The sequence below is a fragment of the Myxococcus llanfairpwllgwyngyllgogerychwyrndrobwllllantysiliogogogochensis genome (genome assembly GCF_006636215.1).
Lineage (GTDB): Bacteria > Myxococcota > Myxococcia > Myxococcales > Myxococcaceae > Myxococcus > Myxococcus llanfairpwllgwyngyllgogerychwyrndrobwllllantysiliogogogochensis.
The window spans coordinates 1-19052 of sequence record NZ_VIFM01000110.1 but is presented as its reverse complement, the minus strand read 5'-3'; the positions used below and the strand labels follow the sequence as shown (position 1 = coordinate 19052).

General features: G+C 70.1%; 17 protein-coding genes. 5 read left to right on the top strand and 12 right to left on the bottom strand.

Features of this window, described 5'->3' with window-relative positions; genetic code table 11:
* Window positions 1-53: 53 nt before the first annotated feature.
* On the bottom strand, window positions 54-2150 hold the full coding sequence (locus FJV41_RS25415; protein WP_141645135.1) for a thaumatin family protein: 2097 nt from the start codon (window positions 2148-2150) through the stop codon (window positions 54-56).
* A 252-nt stretch (window positions 2151-2402) separates the two neighbouring features.
* On the opposite strand from FJV41_RS25415, the gene FJV41_RS25410 reads away from it, so the two are divergent.
* Both FJV41_RS25410 and FJV41_RS25405 read left to right on the top strand, forming a co-directional pair.
* Complete coding sequence (locus FJV41_RS25410) at window positions 2403-2744, top strand: ArsR/SmtB family transcription factor (protein WP_141645134.1); 342 nt, start codon at window positions 2403-2405, stop codon at window positions 2742-2744.
* Window positions 2741-3232 (top strand): SRPBCC family protein, encoded by a 492-nt coding sequence (locus FJV41_RS25405; protein ID WP_141645133.1) that lies wholly within the window; start codon window positions 2741-2743, stop codon window positions 3230-3232. Before FJV41_RS25410 ends, FJV41_RS25405 begins: the two co-directional genes overlap by 4 nt.
* A gap of 61 nt (window positions 3233-3293) precedes the next feature.
* Here FJV41_RS25405 and FJV41_RS25400 read toward each other — a convergent pair whose 3' ends face one another.
* From FJV41_RS25400 to FJV41_RS25370, 7 genes are read right to left on the bottom strand one after another with little or no spacing between them, the layout of a single operon-like run.
* Window positions 3294-4031: an SDR family oxidoreductase gene (locus FJV41_RS25400; protein ID WP_141645132.1), complete on the bottom strand. Its 738-nt coding sequence runs from the start codon at window positions 4029-4031 to the stop codon at window positions 3294-3296.
* A complete protein-coding gene (locus FJV41_RS25395; RefSeq protein ID WP_438616751.1) occupies window positions 4009-5406 on the bottom strand; it encodes an FAD-dependent oxidoreductase in 1398 nt (465 codons plus the stop codon). The genes FJV41_RS25400 and FJV41_RS25395 overlap by 23 nt, the downstream gene beginning before the upstream one ends.
* Window positions 5393-6673, bottom strand: coding sequence for a kynureninase (gene kynU / locus FJV41_RS25390; protein ID WP_141645130.1), 1281 nt, complete (start codon window positions 6671-6673; stop codon window positions 5393-5395). Before kynU ends, FJV41_RS25395 begins: the two co-directional genes overlap by 14 nt.
* Window positions 6670-7686, bottom strand: coding sequence for an amidohydrolase family protein (locus FJV41_RS25385; RefSeq protein WP_141645129.1), 1017 nt, complete (start codon window positions 7684-7686; stop codon window positions 6670-6672). The genes kynU and FJV41_RS25385 overlap by 4 nt, the downstream gene beginning before the upstream one ends.
* Window positions 7683-8207, bottom strand: a complete 525-nt coding sequence (gene nbaC / locus FJV41_RS25380; protein WP_141645128.1) for a 3-hydroxyanthranilate 3,4-dioxygenase — start codon at window positions 8205-8207, stop codon at window positions 7683-7685. The genes FJV41_RS25385 and nbaC overlap by 4 nt, the downstream gene beginning before the upstream one ends.
* Complete coding sequence (locus FJV41_RS25375; protein ID WP_141645127.1) at window positions 8208-8636, bottom strand: RidA family protein; 429 nt, start codon at window positions 8634-8636, stop codon at window positions 8208-8210.
* A 21-nt stretch (window positions 8637-8657) separates the two neighbouring features.
* A complete protein-coding gene (locus FJV41_RS25370; RefSeq protein WP_141645126.1) occupies window positions 8658-10100 on the bottom strand; it encodes an aldehyde dehydrogenase in 1443 nt (480 codons plus the stop codon).
* Window positions 10101-10385: 285 nt separating this feature from the next.
* Between FJV41_RS25370 and FJV41_RS25365 the strand changes: the two genes are divergently transcribed.
* Together FJV41_RS25365 and FJV41_RS25360 are read left to right on the top strand one after the other, a co-directional pair.
* Window positions 10386-12125, top strand: a complete 1740-nt coding sequence (locus tag FJV41_RS25365; protein WP_141645125.1) for a sensor histidine kinase — start codon at window positions 10386-10388, stop codon at window positions 12123-12125.
* A 42-nt stretch (window positions 12126-12167) separates the two neighbouring features.
* Complete coding sequence (locus FJV41_RS25360; RefSeq protein ID WP_141645124.1) at window positions 12168-12950, top strand: SDR family NAD(P)-dependent oxidoreductase; 783 nt, start codon at window positions 12168-12170, stop codon at window positions 12948-12950.
* A 72-nt stretch (window positions 12951-13022) separates the two neighbouring features.
* On the opposite strand, the gene FJV41_RS25355 is transcribed toward FJV41_RS25360, so the two are convergent.
* A complete protein-coding gene (locus FJV41_RS25355) occupies window positions 13023-13634 on the bottom strand; it encodes an outer membrane beta-barrel protein (RefSeq protein ID WP_174454450.1) in 612 nt (203 codons plus the stop codon).
* Between the two features lie 233 nt (window positions 13635-13867).
* On the opposite strand from FJV41_RS25355, the gene FJV41_RS25350 reads away from it, so the two are divergent.
* The gene (locus tag FJV41_RS25350; RefSeq protein WP_141645123.1) at window positions 13868-14653 is read left to right on the top strand and encodes a 2-keto-4-pentenoate hydratase; all 786 of its coding nucleotides are present in this window, start codon (window positions 13868-13870) and stop codon (window positions 14651-14653) included.
* A 1-nt stretch (window position 14654) separates the two neighbouring features.
* On the opposite strand, the gene FJV41_RS25345 is transcribed toward FJV41_RS25350, so the two are convergent.
* The 3 genes from FJV41_RS25345 to FJV41_RS25335 all read right to left on the bottom strand — a co-directional run.
* Window positions 14655-16106: a hypothetical protein gene (locus FJV41_RS25345; protein ID WP_141645122.1), complete on the bottom strand. Its 1452-nt coding sequence runs from the start codon at window positions 16104-16106 to the stop codon at window positions 14655-14657.
* Window positions 16107-16291: 185 nt separating this feature from the next.
* Window positions 16292-17572: a hypothetical protein gene (locus FJV41_RS25340; RefSeq protein WP_141645121.1), complete on the bottom strand. Its 1281-nt coding sequence runs from the start codon at window positions 17570-17572 to the stop codon at window positions 16292-16294.
* 131 nt (window positions 17573-17703) lie between these two features.
* A partial coding sequence (locus FJV41_RS25335) for an FAD/NAD(P)-binding protein (protein ID WP_141645120.1) occupies window positions 17704-19052 on the bottom strand: 1349 nt, incomplete at its 5' end.

Below are 19052 nucleotides of genomic sequence, written 5' to 3'. Positions count from 1 at the left end.
TCGAGCGCGCCATCATCGCCTTGTCGGCATGCGCGGCGCGCCAGGCCCCGTCGCTAGTTCACGTCACCGAACACGAGGCCGTAGCCCACCGAGTTGGGCGTCCCACCGTCCGGGCCTCCGGTGCCCGCGGTCATGCATGTGAAGGTGCTGGTCGCATCGTCATACGCATACGTGTACGCGGTGGGGCACGCCTTCTTGAGGAACGCGAGCCACGGCTGGACGTTCTGCGCCCACGTGGTGTTGTTGTTGATGCACTGCCCCTGGGCCTGCTGGGCCGGGTTGTTGCCGGCCTCCAACGTGGTGGGCCAGAAGCCGCCCGCGGGGTTGCCGGGGAACGTCGGGCAGCCGCAGCAGGCGGGGGTGTTGCCCGCGCTCGAGTTGTAGCAGGACTGGCCGAAGTTCCCCGCGCACTGGAAGAGGTTGTTCAGCGTGTCCGTCACCGTGCCCGCGCTCATCGGCTGCGCGCAGTTGAGCGGGCCGTAGCTGAACGGAGGCATCGCCGCGCAGAGGTCCTCGTAGGACCACCAGCCGATGGACTGGCCACACGTCTGGATGAGCGGCGTCATGGTGTTGACGCCCGGAAGGAAGGCCGTGCCGCACGTTGGCGTGCCCCCGTCATCCAGGCCCGCGCAGTCGCTGTTCGACGCGCAGGTGCTGCAATAGCCGGCGGCGGGATTGTTGGGGTTGCTGCACACCGCGTTGCCCGCGCAGTACGGCTCGGTGAGGGCACACTTCGTCAGCGTGGGCTGGCACACGCCGCTGATGCAGGTGGTGCCCGCCCCGCAGTCGCTGTTCTGGCTGCACGTCGGCAGGGTGATGGCACGCAGCAGGGTGGAGTAGTCGGCCGAGAGCCCGGCCGTCGTGTCCGGAGTGAACTGCCACGAGCACGCCTCCAGCGTTCCCGCGTCGGGAACGCTCTGTGCGACGCGCGAGCCCGCGGTGCCACAGTTATAGGGCGACGGCTGGGACGCGGGCGCGAAGCCGCCGTCATTCGTGGGTCCCATCTGGATGCTGACGTTCGCGCCGTTGATGACGGTGACGTCGTAGAAGTCGGACGCATTGGGCTGGAGGGTGAACTCCGCCGCGGCGAAGGGATTGGTGCCGCCCTTGCCGAGCGGACACGGCATTCCGGGCCCGTTGCCGCAGTCCGCGCTCTGGCACTTCGTTCCGTCCGCCTGACATCCCGTGCGCCCGAAGATGCCGCCGCTCCAGCCGACGACGGGGCGACACAGGCACGCGGTGGAGCCCGCGTCCTGGGGACAGTCCGTGGGCGGGTTGGTGATGTCGGGGCCGCTGGCCACCAGGCAGCGGTTGCTCTGGCATTGCGAGTCCTGGGTGCAGGCCGTCAACTGGGGCTGGAGGTTGGCGTAGGCGGGCGGAAGCGAGGACGGCATGCACAGCGTGGCCGTCTCCTGGGGCGTCAGCTCCAGCGCATCCAGGGGCACGCCGCCATCCGTGCGCGAGTACTGGCACAGGCCCAACTCCACGTCGCACGTCTGTCCCGTCGGACACGTGGTGCTGCCCGAGCCGCAGGCCTGGTTCTCACCGGGGACCACCTGCTGGAAGTAGCAGGTGCCGCCGTTGGCGAGGCTGCACTCCTGCACGGTGTTGGCGCACGTCGTGCCCGTTGGGCACACGCCCTGGCCACCCGTCGCGCACTTGCACAGGCCCGTGGTGGAGTCACAGCCCTCGGAACCGCAGCCCGCGCAGGCCGCCACCTGTTTCGCACCCGTGCACTGCATGGAGGGAAGGTTGACGGTGACGATGGGCGCGCCACCGTTGCACGCGCTGCCAGTCGCCACCATGCACTGGCCCGTGTTCGTGTCACACATGTTGCCGGCGTTGCAGTCGGCGCTGCTGGTACAGCCCGGGTTGTTGCACTGCTGATTCGGACCACAGTCCGTGTCGGTGGTGCAGGCGAAGGGCGGAGGCGCGGCGCCCGCCGTCTGGCCAATCCACACCGTCTGGCTCGCCTGGTTCGTCAGCGTGAAGGGACGGAAGCCCGGAGGGCATGTCACGGGCGGCGAGGAGTCCGCGGTGGTGCGAAGTCCGGTGCCCGTCGTCCTGCAGCCATTGCCCACCGCGAGCACCAGCACGAGCGCGGACAAGCCGAGCGACACCACGGGTGCAACCAATCGACGCGAAACCATGAAGGGGGACTCCGAGGCAGGTTCGCCCAGGGACCGTACTGCGGGTGAAAACGCGCACCAAGGATTCGGCGCGTCGGATGCGCGCGTGCTCCAAGGCGTACCCGCCACGGGTGTGCTCCCGAGCTTCGTGCGGAGCGCTCGCGAAGTCCCTCGGCGCACGAGCACGCGGGCCCGTCGTCGCGGCCCCGCCGTGCGCGCGTTCTGTCGCGAGGGACTTGCGCGCGACAGCGTCCTTGATTATCACTGAACCATATGGTTCAGTTTAATTCGCAGCTCGATTTGGCCTTCGGAGCGCTGGCGGATGCCACGCGTCGGGGCGTGCTGGAGCGGCTGGGACGTGGCGAGGCGTCCATCAGCGAACTGGCCGGGTCCTTCGACATGACCCTGACGGGCATGAAGAAGCACGTGCACGTGCTGGAAGAGGCGGGGCTGGTCTCCACCGAGAAGGTGGGGCGGGTGAGGACCTGCAAATTGGGACCGCGTCGCCTGGAGGACGAGGCGGCGTGGATCGCCGGCTATCGGCGGATGCTGGACGCTCGGCTCGACAGGCTGGGCGAGTTCCTCGCGCGAACGAAAGATGAGGAGGAGTCATGAGCAAGTCTTCGCAGCAGACGTCCAGGGATGCCGTCGTCACGCAGCCGTCCGACCGGGAGATTCGCACCGAGCGCATCTTCGATGCCCCGCGCGAGCGCGTCTGGAGGGCGATGACGGACCCGAAGCAGGTGGCCCAGTGGTGGGGCCGTGGCAACAAGCTCGTCGTCGAACGGCTGGAGGTCGAGCGCGGAGGACACTGGCGCTTCGTCGAGCACGCCGAGGGCGACGCTCACGGCTTCGAGGGCCGGTTCCGCGAAGTCACGCCGCCCGAGCGGATGGTGCAGACCTTCGAGTGGGATGGCATGCCGGGCTACGTCATCCTGATTACGACGACGCTCGAGGACGTGGGTAACGGCCGCACGAAGCTGGTGGCGACGTCGCTCTTCTACACGACGGAGGAGCGCGACGGCATGGCGTCTTCCGGCATGGAAGGCGGCCTCAACGAGAGCTACCGCGCACTGGACGCGCTGCTCGCCCGAGAGGCGTAGTCGCCGTGACTTCCGAGGGGATGAGCGCTGCCCACTCATCTCCCTCGGAGCCTTCGTCGCTTCAGAACCCGCGCTGCGCGCCGCCGTCGACGACGATGGACTGGCCGGTGATGTACGAGGCCTGCTCGGAGGAGAGGAACGCCACCAGCGAGGCCAGCTCCTCGGGACGACCCAGGCGCCGCGCGGGAATCTGCGGGGCCACCTTCTCGTCCGTGAGGCCCAGCTGAGTCATCCGCTCGGTGGCGTGGAATCCCGGCAGCACCGCGTTCAGCGTGACGCCGTGCTGCGCCACTTCATTGCTCACCGTCTTCACCAACCCGAGCAACCCGGCGCGCAGGCCGTTGGAGATGGTGAGGTTGGGCATCGCCTCGCGCGCGGCCAGCGACGTCACCAGGACGATGCGGCCCCACTTGCGCTCCTTCATCCCCGGCAGCGACGCCTGGATGCCGTCCACCGCCGCCATCCACAGGCTCTGGAAGCCGAGCTGCCACTGCTCCGCCGTCAGCGACTCGAAACCGCCCGCCGGAGGCCCGCCCGTGTTCACCACGAGCACGTCCACGCCGCCCAGCTTCGCGACAACCTCGTCCACCAGTCGCTTCGCCGCGCCCGGCTGGTTCAAGTCACACGGCACCGCGAGCGCCGCGCCCAGCTCCTTCGCCGCGCGCTCCAACTTGTCGCCACCGCGCGAGCAGATGGCCACCGTGGCGCCTTCCTTCACCAGCGCCTGTGCCGTCGCGTAGCCCAGCCCCGCCGACGCGCCCATGACGAGCGCGCGCCTACCCTTGAGTCCGAAATCCATCCGCGTGCTCCTTCATGAATGGCACCAGCCGCTCCTGGATGAGCTGCTTCGCCCGCCCCAGGTCCACGTCCTCGGCGCGCGTCAGCCCCTCGGACAACTCGGAGACGATGCCACCGGCAATCGCCCCCACTTCATAGGCCAGCCGGTACGGCACTCGGCTGAAGCTCACCATCGAGTAACGACTGACGAACTCGCCCGGAAAGGCATTGAGCAGCGCCTTCTCCACGGCCTTCTCCAACAGGAAGCGCGGGCTGCCGGTGCTGTCGCGCATCTCCACGAAGTTCTCCACCGCCATGTCCGCGATGGCATCCGCGTTCGTCTTGCGCAGCCGCTCCAACGTCCCGAAGACGTCCGCCCACGTGCCGTGCTGCTCCAACAGCCCATCCAGCACCGTGCAGTCCTCGAAGCCGCAGTTCATCCCCTGGCCGAAGAAGGGGACGATGGCGTGCGCCGCGTCGCCCAGCACCAGGGCCTTGTCGCCCACGCGCCAGGGCGCGCACTTCACCGTCACCATGCCGCCCGTGGGCCGCGCGAAGAAGGCCTCCGTCAAATCCGGGATGAGCGCCTTCGCGTCGGGGAACTGCTCCTCGAAGAACGCCTCCAGCTTCGCGGGCGAGTCCAGCGACTCGAAGCTCACCGGCCCCTTCCACGGCAGGAACAGCGTGCACGTGAAGCTGCCGTCCTCATTGGGCAGCCCAATCAGCATGTACGTGCCACGCGGCCAGATGTGCAGCGCGTGCTTCTCCATCTGGAATGCGCCGCCCGGGCCCGCCGGAATCGTCAGCTCCTTGTAGCCGTGCCCGAGCTGCTCCTGTGTCGCCGCGAAGCCCGGCACCTGCTCCATCGCCTGCCGCACCGCCGAGCCGGAGCCGTCCGTGCCGAACAACACACGGCCCGCTTCCTGGCGCTCCTGCCCCGAGGCCTCGTCCAGCACCGTGAGCGAACCCGTCGCGAGGTCCGCCTGCGTCACCCGCTGATTGAAGCGGATGCGCACCTTGCCGGTGGCCTCCGCCGCCGACATCAGGAACTTGTTCAGCCACGCCCGCGCCAGCGAGTTGATGTGCTGCGAGTCGTCCTTGCCATAGGGCTGGTACGCCAGCGCCCCCTTCGGCGGGTGAATCATCCGCCCGCGCATCGGAATGGCATGCTTCAGCGCCTCCTCCTCCAGCCCCACCTGCCGCAGCGCGTACAGGCCGCGCGTGGAGATGGCGAGGTTGATGGAGCGGCCCGCGTCGATGACCTCGCGGCGCATGTCCGGACGGCGCTCCAGCACCTCCACGGAGTAGCCCCGGCGCGCCAGGAACACGGAGAGCAGCGAACCCACGAGGCCCGCGCCCACCACGGTGACGGCTTCGTTCCGCTCACCCACGGGCATGGCCCTCCAGCGTCTTCACGAAGCGGTAGACATCGGTGAAGTTGCAGTACAGCGGCGCGGGCGCCGCGCGGATGATGTCCGGCTTGCGGAAGTCGCAGACGATGCCCGCATCCGACAGGCGCTTGAGCATCCCCTGCGCCTCGCCCTTGAAGCGCAACGAGAGCTGCGCTCCGCGCTGCTTCGGGTCCCTCGGCGTGGTGATGCGCACGAAGGCCGGCGGCAGCTTGTCCAACAGGAACTCCAGATACCCCGTGAGCCGCTCGCTCTTCGCGCGCAGCGCCTCCATGCCCGCCTTGTCGAACAGCTCGAACGACGCGCGCAGCGCCGCGAGCTGGAGGATGGGCGGGTTGGACAACTGCCACCCCTCCGCGCCCGGAATCGGGTCGAAGTCGGGCCCCATCTGGAAGCGCGTCGTCTTGTCGTGCCCCCACCAGCCCTCGAAGCGGGGGATGTCCCGCGAGCGCGAGTGACGCTCGTGGACGAACACGCCGCCCAGGCTCCCCGGGCCCCCGTTGAGGTACTTGTACGAGCACCACACCGCGAAGTCCGGCCCGTCGTCGTGCAGCGACAGCTTCAAGTTCCCCGCGCCGTGCGCCAGGTCGAACCCGACGAGACACCCCTTCGAGTGCGCCGTGCGCGTAATCGCCGCCAGGTCGAACGCCTGGCCCGTGAGGTAGTTCACGCTGCCGAGCAACACGAGCGCCACCTCGTGCCCGTGCTGGTCCAACGTGGCGAGGATGTCCTCGGTGCGCAGCGTCTCCTCACCGGGGCGCGGCTTGAGCTCCAGCACCGCCTCGCGCGGGTCATACCCGTGGAAGCGCGCCTGGGACGCCACCGCGTACTGGTCCGATGGAAACGCGCCGCCCTCGACGAGGATTTTGAACCGCCCGCGCGTGGGCCGGTAGAACGACACCATCATGAGATGCAGGTTCACCGTGAGGGTGTTCATCACCACCACTTCCTGCGGCTTCGCGCCCACCAGCCGCGCGGCCTGCTCGGTGACGAGCTCGTGGTAGTGCAGCCACGGGTGTCGCCCCTGGTGGTGCCCCTCCACGCCCAGCTTCGCCCAGTCCTCCAGCTCCTCCTGCACGTAGCGCGCGGCGTTGCGCGGCTGGAGCCCCAGCGAGTTGCCCGCCAGGTACACCACCGGCTTGCCGTCCGGGGCTTGAGGGAAGAGGAACGCGTCGCGGAAGGTGCGCAGCGGGTCCTCCGCGTCGGCGCGGCGCGCGAAGTCCTCGGAGTCCTCGTAGGGAAGCGTCGTCGTCATGGTGCGAAGTCCTCGCGAGAGCGCCCCAGCCACGCCAGGGCGTTCTTCCAGAGCAGTTGCTCGCGCGCGTCGGGCGCCAGCTCGCTCATCGATTCGATGAGAGTGCCCGGGCGCAGCTCGCCCAGGGGGAAGGGATAGTCACTGCCCAGCGCCACCTTGTCCGCGCCGAACAGCTTGACGATGAAGCGCAGCGTCTCCGCGTCGTGCACCAGCGAGTCCACCCAGAAGCGGCCCAGGTAGTCGCGCGGCGGCACCTTGTTGTCCACGGCCACCAGGTCCGGACGCGCCTCGAAGCCGTGCTCGATTCGCCCCAGCGTCCCGGGGAACGAGCCGCCACCGTGCGCGAAGGCGAAGCGCAGCCTGGGCAGCCGCTCCAGCACGCCGCCGAAGATGAGCGAGCACATGGCCAGCGACACCTCCGCGGGCATGCCCACCAGCCACGGCAGCCAGTACTTCTGCATCTTCGCCTCGCCCATCATGTCCCACGGGTGGACGAAGATGGACGCGCCCAGCTCGCTCGCGGCCTCGAAGAACGGGAACAGCTTCTCGTCGGACAGGTTCCAGTCGTTGACGTGGCTGCCAATCTGCACGCCCGCCAGGCCCAGCTCCTTCACGCACCGCTCCAGCTCGCGAATCGCCAGCTCCGGCGACTGCAGCGGCACCGTGCCCAGGCCCACGAAACGCTTGGGGTGCTCACGCACGACGGAGGCGACGTGGTCGTTCAGGAAGCGCGACAAATCCAGCCCGTGCTCCGGCTTCGTCCAGTAGCTGAACATCACCGGCACGGTGGAAATCACCTGGACGTGCACGCCCGCCGCGTCGCACTCCTCGATGCGCTTCACAGGGTCCCAACAGTTGCTCTCCACCTCGCGGAAGAACTTCCCGTCGTCGCGCAGCATCCGCGCTCGGCACGGCTGGTGATGGTCCAGCGTGATGAAGCCGCCATAGCCATAGCGCTCCGCGAAGCGCGGCAGCTTCTCCGGCAACAGGTGCGTGTGGATGTCGACCTTCAACGCTTCGGCCCTTCCTTGGTGACCTTCGTCCCGCACTTCTTGCACGTGCAGTTGTCCGGGTTGCCGTAGAAGTGCTCGAAGATGGGCGGCAGCTGCGTCACCAGATTGGTGACGTGCACGAACTCCTCGTAGAGCTTCTCGCCGCACGTGGGGCACAGCCACATGAAGCCATCCAGCTCTCCGGGAAGGCGGCGGCGCTCCAGCACCAGGCCCACCGTGCCGGCGGGACGCTGCGGCGAGTGCGGCACCTTGGGCGGCAACAGGAAGATGTCCCCTTCGGAGATGGGGATGTCCACGGGCTTGCCGTCGTCGAGCACGCGCAGGTTGATGGTGCCCTCCAACTGGTAGAAGAACTCCTCGCCCTCGTTGATGTGGAAGTCCGTGCGCGAGTTGGGGCCGCCGACCACGGTGACCATGAACTCGCGGTCCGCCCACACCTGCTGGTTGCCGACGGGCGGCTTGAGCAGGTGGCGGTGCTCATCAATCCACTTCTTGAAGTTGATGGGGGTCAGGCGGCCCATTCAGTCGTCTCCGATGGTGGCGATGCACTTGAGCTCGATGGCAATGGGCGTGGGCAGCCGATTGATTTCGAGCGTCGTCCTGCACGGCGGGTTGTCCTTGAAGTACTCCGCCCACAGCCGGTTGTAGGTGGGGAAGTCCTTCTTCATGTCCGTCAGGTACACCGTGACGTCCACCAGCTTTTCCCAGGACGAGCCCGCGGCCTCCAGGATGTAGCGGACGTTGCGGAACACCGAGTGACACTGCGCCTCGATGTCGTACGAGGTGATGTTTCCCTCGGCGTCCAGCTCCACGCCGGGAATCTTCTTCACCCCGCGCTCACGCGGGCCCACGCCCGACAGGAACAACAGGTTGCCCACGCGGCGCGCGTGGGGGTACAGGCCCACGGGCTCCGGGGCCTTCTGGGAATCGACTCGCTCACTGGTGCTCACGTCGTGTCTCCGTCCAGCGCGTCACAGCTTGATGCACACGTTCTTCGGCTCGGTGAAGAAGCGCAGCGCTTCCCACCCGCCCTCGCGTCCCACGCCCGAATCCTTCACTCCACCGAACGGCGTGCGCAGGTCTCGCAGCATCCAGCAGTTCACCCAGACGATGCCGCTGTGCAGTCGGGACGCGAAGCGGTGCGCTCGCGTCACGTCCTTCGTCCACACGCTGGCGGCCAGGCCGTACTTCGTGGAGTTGGCCCACGCGAGCACCTCGTCCTCCTGGTCGAAGGGGATGATGCTGGCCACCGGCCCGAAGATTTCTTCCTGGTTGGTGCGGCACGCTGAGTCCAGTCCCTCGATGAGCGTGGGCTCCACGAACCAGCCCTCGCGGCAGCGGCCGGACAGGCTCGCGCGGCGGCCTCCGGTGAGGATGCGCCCGCCCTCCTGCTTCGCCAGGTCGATGTAGCCCATCACCTTGTCGAAGTGCTGCTGTGACACCAGCGCGCCCTGCTCGGTGCCGGCCTCCAGCGGGTCGCCCACCTTGAGCGCCCGCGTGCGCGCCACCAGCGCGTCCCTGAAGCGCTCGTAGAGGGGGCGCTGCACGAAGATGCGCGGGCCGCACAGACAGATTTGTCCCTGGTTGGAGAACGACGAGCGCACCGTCGTCGCCAGCGCCTCCTCGAAGTCGCAGTCCTCGAAGATGACGTTGGGGTTCTTCCCGCCCATCTCCAGTGACAGCTTCTTGAAGTTCGGCGCCGCCACGCGCGCGATTTCCGAGCCCACGCGGGTGCTGCCCGTGAAGGAGATGGCGGCGATGTCCGGATGCTGGCTCATGGCGGCGCCCACCTTGGGGCCCAGGCCGTGGACGACGTTGAGCACGCCCGGCGGCAGGCCGACTTCGCGGCAGACCTGGGACAGGAGATACGCTGTCATCGGCGTGACTTCGGAGGGCTTGGCCACCACGCAGTTGCCGATGGCCAGCGCGGGCGCGAGCTTCCACGTCAGCAGGTACAGCGGCAGGTTCCACGGCGAGATGCAGCCCACCACGCCCAGGGGCGAGCGCAGCGTGTAGTTGAGCGCCACGCCGTCGGTGGCGTGCGCCTCACTGGAGAACTGCGTCACCGCGTCCGCGAAGAACTCGAAGTTGAGGATGCTGCGCGGGATGTCCACGCTCGACGCGACGGACAGCGGCTTGCCGGAGTCGATGGACTCCGCGCGGGCGAAGTCGTCCAGGCGGCCCCGGATGGCGTCGGCCAGGCGGCGAATCAGGCGGGAGCGCTCGGCGGCGGGCGTGGCGGACCAGGCCGGGAAGGCGCGCGTGGCGGCCTCCACCGCGTGCTGGATATCCGTCGCGTCCGAGTCGGGCACCTGGGCGTACGTCTTCCCCGTCGCGGGCTCTGGCTTGTCCAGCCACTGGCCACCGCGGGCGGGCAGCAGCTCCCCACCGATGTAGTTGAGCACCTTCTCCATGGCTGGACCCTCCGTGCGTGCCCGCACCACGAGTCGCTCACGGGCGCCCGCCTCCTCGGTTGCCGAGAGGGAGGGGGACCGCGGGAACCCCGGTCGAACGGCGCGCAATGTACGCAACCGACGGAGCCGTCACCAGCATCACGGCAGGCGCACCCCACCATGTCGTCCGCTCGCGTCAAACGCCTGACGGCCCAGGCTGTCCGGAGGGCAGGGGAGCAGTGAAGGCCCACGGGTGGCCGGAGGGGGTGAGGGGCCGGACGGGGTTGAACCCAAGGGGAGTCGAACATGCCGATGGAACCTGTCGCGCCCATGTCGCTGGAAGAGGCTCGCGCGGCGGAGGATGCGGACTCGAGGCAGCTCCTGTCGGCCGCGACCGTCGAAGAGGCGCTCGCCGTGCTCGTGGAGATCGCCCGCCGTCTGACGCGCGCCCACCAGGCGACCGTGGTGATGACGCCCACCGTCGGGAAGACGCGGGGGGCGAGCGTCACGTCGCTCTCACGGGCCTACGAGGTCTGGGGTGGCTACGCGGTGCCCTCCGGCGACGAGCCGGGTCGCACGGCGAGGGAGCGTCGCAGCGCGCGCGCGGAGCCCCGCGGCCGAATCTCCGCCTCGCTGCCCTCGGACGCCGGCGTGCTCTACCTCTTCGACCGGGAGGTGGGCGACTTCAGCCGCGAGGACGAGCTGGCCCTGCACCGACTCGCCCGGCTGGCGGGACTGGCGCTGGAGTCCGCGCGCCTGTTGCGTGAGGAGCAGCAGGCACGCTCGGAAGCGGAGGCCGCCGAGCAGCGCGCGGCCTTCCTCGCCGACGCCAGTCGCCTCCTGGCCTCATCCTCGCTAGACCCGAAGGCCACGCTCGACACGCTGGCCCGGCTCTGCGTGCCCATCCTCGCGGACTGGTGCTTCGTCGACATCGTGGACGAGTCGGGCACCGTGCAGCGCACGTCGGTGGCGCATGCCGAACCCGACCTGGACGCGCTCGCCCGGCGCGTGCGGGACTTCCCTCCCGGGCCCGAAGGCAGCGCGCACCCCACCACCCGCGTGGCCCGTCAGGCCGAGTCCCTGCTCGTGGACAACATCGACGACGCGTGGCTGCGCGCCGTCTCCGTGAGCGAGGCCCACTTCGAGACGATGCGCGAGGTGGGCTTCCACGGAATCCTCGCCGTGCCGCTGCTCGCGCGAGGCCGCTCACTGGGCGCGCTCACCTTCCTCGCGGTGCGCCCCTCGCGTCACTACAACCCGACGGATTTGGAGACGGCGCAGGACCTGGCCCGCCGCGCCGCGCTCCTCGTGGACAACGCCCGGCTGTACCGCGAGGCGCGCCGCTCCGTGCGCCTGCGCGACGAGTTCCTCGCCGTGGCCAGTCACGAGCTGAAGACACCCCTCACCCCGCTCCAACTGCGCCTGCAGTGGCTGCGGCGGCAGACGCGCAAGGACCGGCCCTTCCTCCCCACGCCGCTGGTCGTCTCGCAGCTCGACGTCGTGCAGCGACAGGTGGACAAGCTGTCGGGGCTCGTCCACGGACTGCTCGACGTGTCGCGCCTGTCCAGCGGTCGGCTGACGCTGCATCGCGAGGACGTGAATCTGGAGGCCGTGGCGCGCGAGGTGAAGGACCGGCTGGCGGTCCCCGCGAGTCAGGCCGGAAGCCCCGTGTCGCTGTCCCTCCAGGGCGACCTGCGCGGGCACTGGGACCGTGTCCGCCTGGAGCAGGTGCTCACGAACCTGCTCGCCAACGCGCTGAAGTACGGCGCGGGCCAGCCCGTGCACATCGCGCTCCGGGGCGAGGCGGACCGGGTGCTCTTGCGCGTGGAGGACTCGGGCATCGGCATCGCGCGGGAGTACCAGTCGCACATCTTCGAGCGCTTCGGCCGCGCCGTCAGCGAGCGCCACTACGGGGGACTGGGCCTGGGGCTCTACATCACCCGGCAAATCGTGGAGGCGCACGGCGGCGAAATCGGCGTGCGCAGCGAGCCGGACATGGGCAGCCGCTTCGAGGTCAGCCTCCCCCGGCACGAGAGCACCGCGTGAGTCCTCCCGCGCTCGGCTATAAAGGCGCTGGGAGGAAACAACATGTCACGCAAGGTGGCCCTCATCACCGGAGCTTCGGCTGGCCTCGGAGTGGATTTCGCGCGGCGCTTCGCCCGGGACGGGCACGACGTCATCCTCGTCGCGCGCGGAGCGGCGCGGCTGGAAGCGCTCGCCGCGACGCTGGAGAAGGAGCACGGGGTGAAGGCCCACGTGCTGCCCACGGACCTGTCCCAGCCCGACGCGCCCGAGCAGCTCTTCGCGCAGGTGGCCGAGCGCGGGCTGGAGGTGGAGTTCCTCGTCAACAACGCGGGCTTCGGCTCCTCGGGCCCCTTCCTGGACCAGGACGTGAAACGCGAGGCGGAGATGGTGCAGGTGAACTGCACCGCGCTGCTGAAGCTCACGCACCTGTTCGCCCGGCCCATGCGTGAGCGCGGCCACGGGCGCATCCTCAACGTGGCCTCCACCGCCGCCTTCCAGGCCGGGCCCTACATGTCCACGTACTACGCGACGAAGGCGTTCGTCGTGTCGCTGTCGGAGGCGCTGGCGTACGAGCTGAAGGGCACCGGCGTGACGGTGACGTGCTCCTGCCCCGGCGCGACACACACGGAGTTCGCGCAGAAGGCGGGCAATGACAAGAGCCGCCTGTTCCAGCGCTCCGGCGTGGCGAAGCCCGAGGACGTGGTGGAGCACGCCTACAAGGCGATGCTGCGCGGGCGGGTGCTGGCCATCCACGGCGCGCTCAACGGGCTGGCCGCCTTCATGGTGCGCTTCAGCCCGCGCTCCGCCGCGCGCGCCATCGCCGCGGGGCTCAACCAGCAGGCCTGAGCACCCTCACGCCGATGGAGGGGCCGTGACACTTCGGAAGAAACGGAAGCGTCACGGCCACCCGTCCCACGGTCAGTTGAAGGTGGCGGTGAAGAGCAGCGAGAAGTGGGTGACGTTCCAGTCGTCCCCATCGTCGTTGTCGCTGCGGATGCGGCCCAGCGCCACCTCGCCGCCGATGCCCACCGCCCAGTTGTTGCTCACCCACCACTCCTTGCCCAGGCCAAAGTGCAGGCCGACGCCGGAGTCCGTCTCCGCCTCGCGCTCGCCGTCCTGGGTGATGCTCAGCTGGTTGGCCACCACCGCGCCGGAGATGTAGAGGTTGACGGGCATGAAGTAGTACGTGGCGCCCACGCCGAGCGCGGCGTAGTTGCTGCTCACGTCGCCGTCGTCGTCACCCTCGATGGTGGTGTCGCCAAACTGGATGTCCGGGTTCGGCGTGGAGGTGCCGAAGAGCTTCCCGTAGATGATGAAGTTCTCGATGAGCGCGTAGCCCAGCTCCAGGTTGATGGTGGCGCCGGCGCCCTTGAGCGCCAGGTCAATCTCCTGCGCCTCGGAGTGGGTGTAGGCGATGCCGAGCTGACCGCGCAGGTAGAAGCCGTCGTGGGTGTGCCGCCCTGGGGTTTCGTCCGCGAACGCCGCCGAGGTCGGAAGAAGCACTGCCGCGAAGAGCCAGAAGAGTCGCATGATGGGAGTCCTTGCTTCGGAGGCCCGCCCCGGCCGGGGGCTGGAACCGGGGTTATGCAGCACGTTGGCCCGGTGAATCCAGTCCCCGGAAGCCCCGTGCTTCCGGTGCGCGCGGCTTATACCCCGACGCGGGACAACCTGCGCATCAGCCGCCTCGCCTGGGACCCCCGGCCGTGCTCTGCTGCGCCGCCCGGCGCGTCTGTCCGCGCTGAACCGACCTGGAGAGGGATGCAATGACGCAGACCGTGGACCCCTCGGAGCTGGCCCGACGCCTCGACGCCGCGCGGCGAGAGCGGCGCGAGGTACCGCCCCTCACCAACGAGCTGCCGAAGCTCACGCTGCCGGAGGCCTACGCCGTCCAGGAGGCGGGCCTCCAACTGCGCCTCGCCGACGGTGAGCGCGTCGTCGGCCTGAAGATGGGCCTGACGTCCGAGGCCAAGCGCCGGCAGATGAACCTGGACTCGCCCGTGTACGGCGTCCTCACGGACCGGATGCGCGTGGCGGCGGACGGGGTCATCGCCCTGGGCCAGGGCATCCACCCGAAAATCGAGCCGGAGATTGCCTTCCGCACCGCGCGCGAGCTGCGCGGGACGGTGACGCGCGAGGAGGCGCTGGACGCGTGCGAGTCCGTGTTCGCCGCGATGGAAATCCTCGACTCGCGCTACCGCGACTTCAAGTACTTCTCCCTGCCGGACGTGGTGGCGGACAACTCGTCCTCCTCGCTGTTCGTCCTCGGGGAAGAGGAGCACCCGCCGCGCTCGCTGGATTTGACGCGGCTGGAGATGAAGATGTCGGTGAACGACGCGCTGGCGCAGTCGGCCCGCTCGGACGCCATCTCCGGGGACCCAGTGTTGTCGGTGGTGCAGTTGTGCGAGCTGCTCGCGCTGCGCGGCCAGGTGCTCCCCGCCGGCAGCATCGTCCTGGCGGGCGCCGCCACGGTCGCGCACATGCTCCAGCCCGGAGACCGGGTGCGGCTCATCGTGGAGGGCCTGGGCTCCGTGGCGGTGTCGGCCGCGTAGCTCAGTGCATCCAGGACGACACGCCCGCGCTCTGGTGGCGCGGGCTCGTGTCGGCCTCCTCCCAGCGCACCGGGTAGCGGTCCCCGTGCTGGCGCAGGAACGCGTCCAGGCGCTTCAAGTCCAGCCGCTCTGGCATCGGGTAGCGCGCGGCCATCGCCCGCTTCACCGCGGGGTGGTAGCGGACGACGGCGGCGAAGTCGCGCGGATACTCCTGCTCGTCCACGCCCAGGAACTCACCCCGGTCCAAACCCCGGGAGAGCAGCTCCCGCCAGCGTTGCAGCGGCGCAAGGCCAATGGACTCCACGCCCCGGCAGCAGAGCATGAGGTACAGCGCTTCCCACGGCTCGGACGCGTCCAGGTAGTGCTCCAGCGCGCGCGCCGAGGGCCGCGTGTTGAGCACCATCCAGAACGGCACCGCGCCGCCGCGCAGCGCCCACCAGGGCTCCATCAGAATCGACGACTCCACCAGCAACCGCCCCAGCGGCATGTGCCTGTCGCGGTACCAGTGCCGGTACAGGTCCGCCACCAGCGGGCTGAGCGCCTCCGGCTCCGGATAGACGATGCGCCGCAGTCGCCAGCGTCGCTTGCGCGCCAGGCGCTGGAGGTCCTCGCTCAGCGCGGGCTCGTAACCCCACTCCGCTTCCGGGCTGTCGCTGTCCGGAGGCGGCGTGGGCCAGCGCGGACGCGGCGAGCCCTGGCGCCGCAGGTACGCCTCCACGCGCGGGCCGCCCAGGTAGTACTCGTCAGGGCTCGCGCCGCCGAGCGCCCCGTGCTGGAAGACGTGCCGCTCGCCCTGTCGCAGCGTCGGCCAGCGCAGCTCGCACTCGGACACGAAGAGGGTGGCGCCGGGCTCCAGCACGTCCTCCAGGAAGCGGACGTAGGCGACGCCCAGGCGTCGTCGCTTCACCCGGAAGTGCGTCAGCCCTCGCAAGAGGAGCCGGTCGTGGTTGGCGTCGTGCGTGTGGTGCAACTGGAGGTCTGGATGGGACTCCAGCAACCGGCGCGCGGGCTCTCGCGCGAAGTCCAGGTGCTGGAGCGGCTCGTCCACGGGCACGCGCCCGTCGTGACGCACGGCGAGCAGTTGCGTCTGGGGCAGCCACGGAATGCCCAGCGCCGCGCACAGGTGGACCAGGGCGCCGTTGGAGGAGCCCACCACGGCGGCCGGATAGCGTTGGCGCGGATAGCGGGCCACCACCCAGCGCGACAGGGCCTCCGCATCGAAGTGCGTCAGCGCGCGCGGCGTGAGGGCCTCGGCCAGTCCGCTGCGGACATAGGCGGCCTCGCGCCTCGGCACCGGGAGGCGGTTGACGACGGGGAGCAGCGCCTCGAACAGCGGGCTCGTGTGGCGGTGGGTGCCCAGCGCGGGAAAGTCGCGGCCGTGCAGGAAGCCCGCGAGCGCGCGCAGCATGGCGGCCGACGAGTCGAAGTCCGCGACGAAGCGGCGCGCCCTCATGGCGGCCCTGCTTCACACCCGGAGCGCTTCGGAGAATCCCAGCCGGGACTCCTCGCGTGCGGCAGGTCCATACCCCCTCCAGGGCGGTGACGCGTCCATCGGGAAGGTAGGCCCTGAAGAGCACCCGAGCAGGCCGCCGACACCGGCCTGCCCGCCCGAGGGCCCAGGAGGCGTCCTGGCGTCGCTCAGGGCTTGGGCTGGCGCGTGGTGGGCGGCGGGTCCGCGGTCACTCGCAGGCCGTGGGCCGCATGGGCGCGCGAGCACGGCTGGAGCCGGGCCTCCGTGGGGCCCAGCGTCTCGAGCACGAAGGAGGAGTCCTTGTGCCGGGGCGGCGACTCCGGCCAGTGGCCCCGCTCGGCGCGCGCCAGGTCGACCTCCGCCAGGGTGATGAGCGCGTCGTGCTGGAGCTTGCGCAGGTCCAGTCGCTCGGCGTACTCGCCGTAGGTGGCGACGTGGGGCCCATGGATGGAGCCCAACTGCTCTTCCTCCTCGCTGGCTTCCATGAGGGCGAAGGCCCGCCGGCGCGCCGGAGTGGGCAGGTCCGCCGCGGTCGTCAGCGCGTCGAAGCCCTCCACCAGCGTCCACCACGCGCGTCGCGCCGCCAGGGGGCCGTCGTCGGAGGCCTCCGCGTCCCGCAGCTCCGGCGGCACGCAGTCCTGACTGCCCGAAGGCAGCGCGGCCAGGGCCTCGTCGGACAGCAGCCCCCGGAAGTGGACCAGCTGCACCAGGGCCGACTCGTGCCGCAGCGTCATGGAGAAGGGCGCGAAGCCCTCGGCCAGCTTCACCAGCTGCGAAATCGCCAGCCGCTTGCGCTCCGTCGGCGCCGCGTCCAGCGCGTCCGCGCACGGCCGGTAGAGCACGCCGTGGCCCGTGGCGGAGAGCAGCTGCCCCTCCATTCCCCCGCCCAGCTCCAGCTCCCGGCTCAGCGCCAGCGCGTCCAGGCACGTGTCCAGCGCCGCCAGGGGCCGCCCCTCGGCGAGCTTCAGCCGCGTGTCCAGCGCGGCCAGGTTCACCACGTACATCAACGCGAACCGGCCGTTCGCGCGCGCCTGGGTGAAGGGCGCGAGCACCCCCAGGCTCCGCGGCAGCCCGCCGACCTCCGCGTGGGTCGCCGCCAGCACCTGCTCCAACAGGGGCCGCGCCCGCTCCAGCGTCTCGGCGCACGCCGAGGACAGCGCCGACGTCGGCAGCTTCCCGTCCGCCACGTCCCGGCAGGACTGCCCCAGCGTGGAGTCCGGACCCGTGCCCGACTTCTGTCGCTCCTGGTACAGGTGCAACACGTCATCCAGCAGCGGCTCCAGGTGGCGGGCGAAGGTGCCCGGCCTCGGCGGATGCGCGTGCGAGGGCCGCGCATACCGCGCTTGCGTCAGCTCGTTCACCTCGCGCACCAGCCGCGCTTCCAGCGGCCCCGTGCGCAACTTCACGTACGCCAGGCCCCCCGCGCAGGCGAGGAGGACGGCGAACACGCCTCCAGCGACTGTGACGAGAGAGCGATGAGAAGTCATGAGGGGGAGTAACGCGGGCCGAAGCCTCGCACGAAACCCCGGCTCCAGGGATTTCCACCCATCCTTGGATAGGATTCACTGCCAGTCCGGGCTCAGCCGGCGCTGCGGCGGGGGGCGACGAAGCCGTGGCCCAGGCGTTTGAGGAGGTGTTCGGCCAGGGCGCGGGCCTGGGTGCGAATCTCCGGCACGGCCGTGGTCTCCCACAGCTCTCCGCGCCGCAGGGGGCCCAGGGTGAAGAGGCGGCCCCCGGCATGTCCGCGCGCGTCCAGCAGCGCCCCGTGGCGGTCGGTGTCCAGGCCCAGGCCGAGCGCATCCGGGCGCACCCGGCCCGCCTCCGCCAGGTGCTTGAGCAGCGGGTGACCATGGCGGGTGACAGAGCCCTCCGGCCCCGTGCAGTTGACCACGTGGTGGACCTGGAGCTGCTCCTCCCGCCGCTCGCCCCGGCGCCGCACGCTCACCCGCACCGTGCCGGAGTCGTCCAGTTGGAAGCCGCGCACCCGGGCCGCGTACAGCGCGAGCCGGCCCTGGGCCCTGAGCCGCTCCACCCCGTCGCCGACATCCGGCGCCATCCGGTGGCGGTGCACGTCCCAATAGGCGCGAAGGTGCCGCAGGAAGCGCTTGCGCTCCCCGTCATCCAGCCGCTGCCACAGGGGCACCGTCACGGGCCGCAGCGCGTCCACCACCGCTCGCCAGCTCGCCCCGGCCTGTGTCGCGAGCCGCACCTCGTGGCGGAGGACGCGCAAGAGCGCGCGCACCCTCACGGGGATGGGATGGGAGGGCTCCGGAGCGCGCAGTCCCTCGCGGCGCAGCGCGCGCAGCACGTCGCGGATGCCGGGCGACGCATACGTCCCCGGGGCCGCCGCGCGCGGATGACGGTGCGGCAGGAGCCCATGCCGCGACAGCGCGTGCAGCGGGCCCTGGTGCCCCATCTCCTCCAGCGACAGCACGGCGTCCACCATGGTGAGGCCCGTGCCGATGAGCAGCACCGCGTCGTGCTCGCCAATGCCCGCCAGCGCATCCGGTGCCCACGGCGAGCGGTGATAACGCGGGCTCGCATACAGTCCGCCGTCCGCCACGCGCAGGTCCGCGGGGCTCGCGTTGCCCAGCGCCAGCACCACCGTCCGCGCGACGAGCTCTCCGCCACTCCGCGTCGACAGCGTCACCAGTCCGCCATGCTCCCGGGTGGACGTCACCTCGCCTGCCAGCGTCTCCAACTGGACGCCCGGCGGAGCGCGCGTGACGGTCTCCTTCAGCACGGCCTCCAGGTACTGGCCGTAGCGCAAGCGGGGGACGAAGTCGCCGGCCTCCGTGTCGGGTGTTTCCTGGCGCAGCCAGCGCAGGAAGTGCTCGGGCTCGTCCGCGAAGGCGCCCATCCGCGAGGCGGGGACGTTGAGCAGGTGACGCTGACTCCGGGTCGAGTAGGCAAGCCCCTGTCCCACCC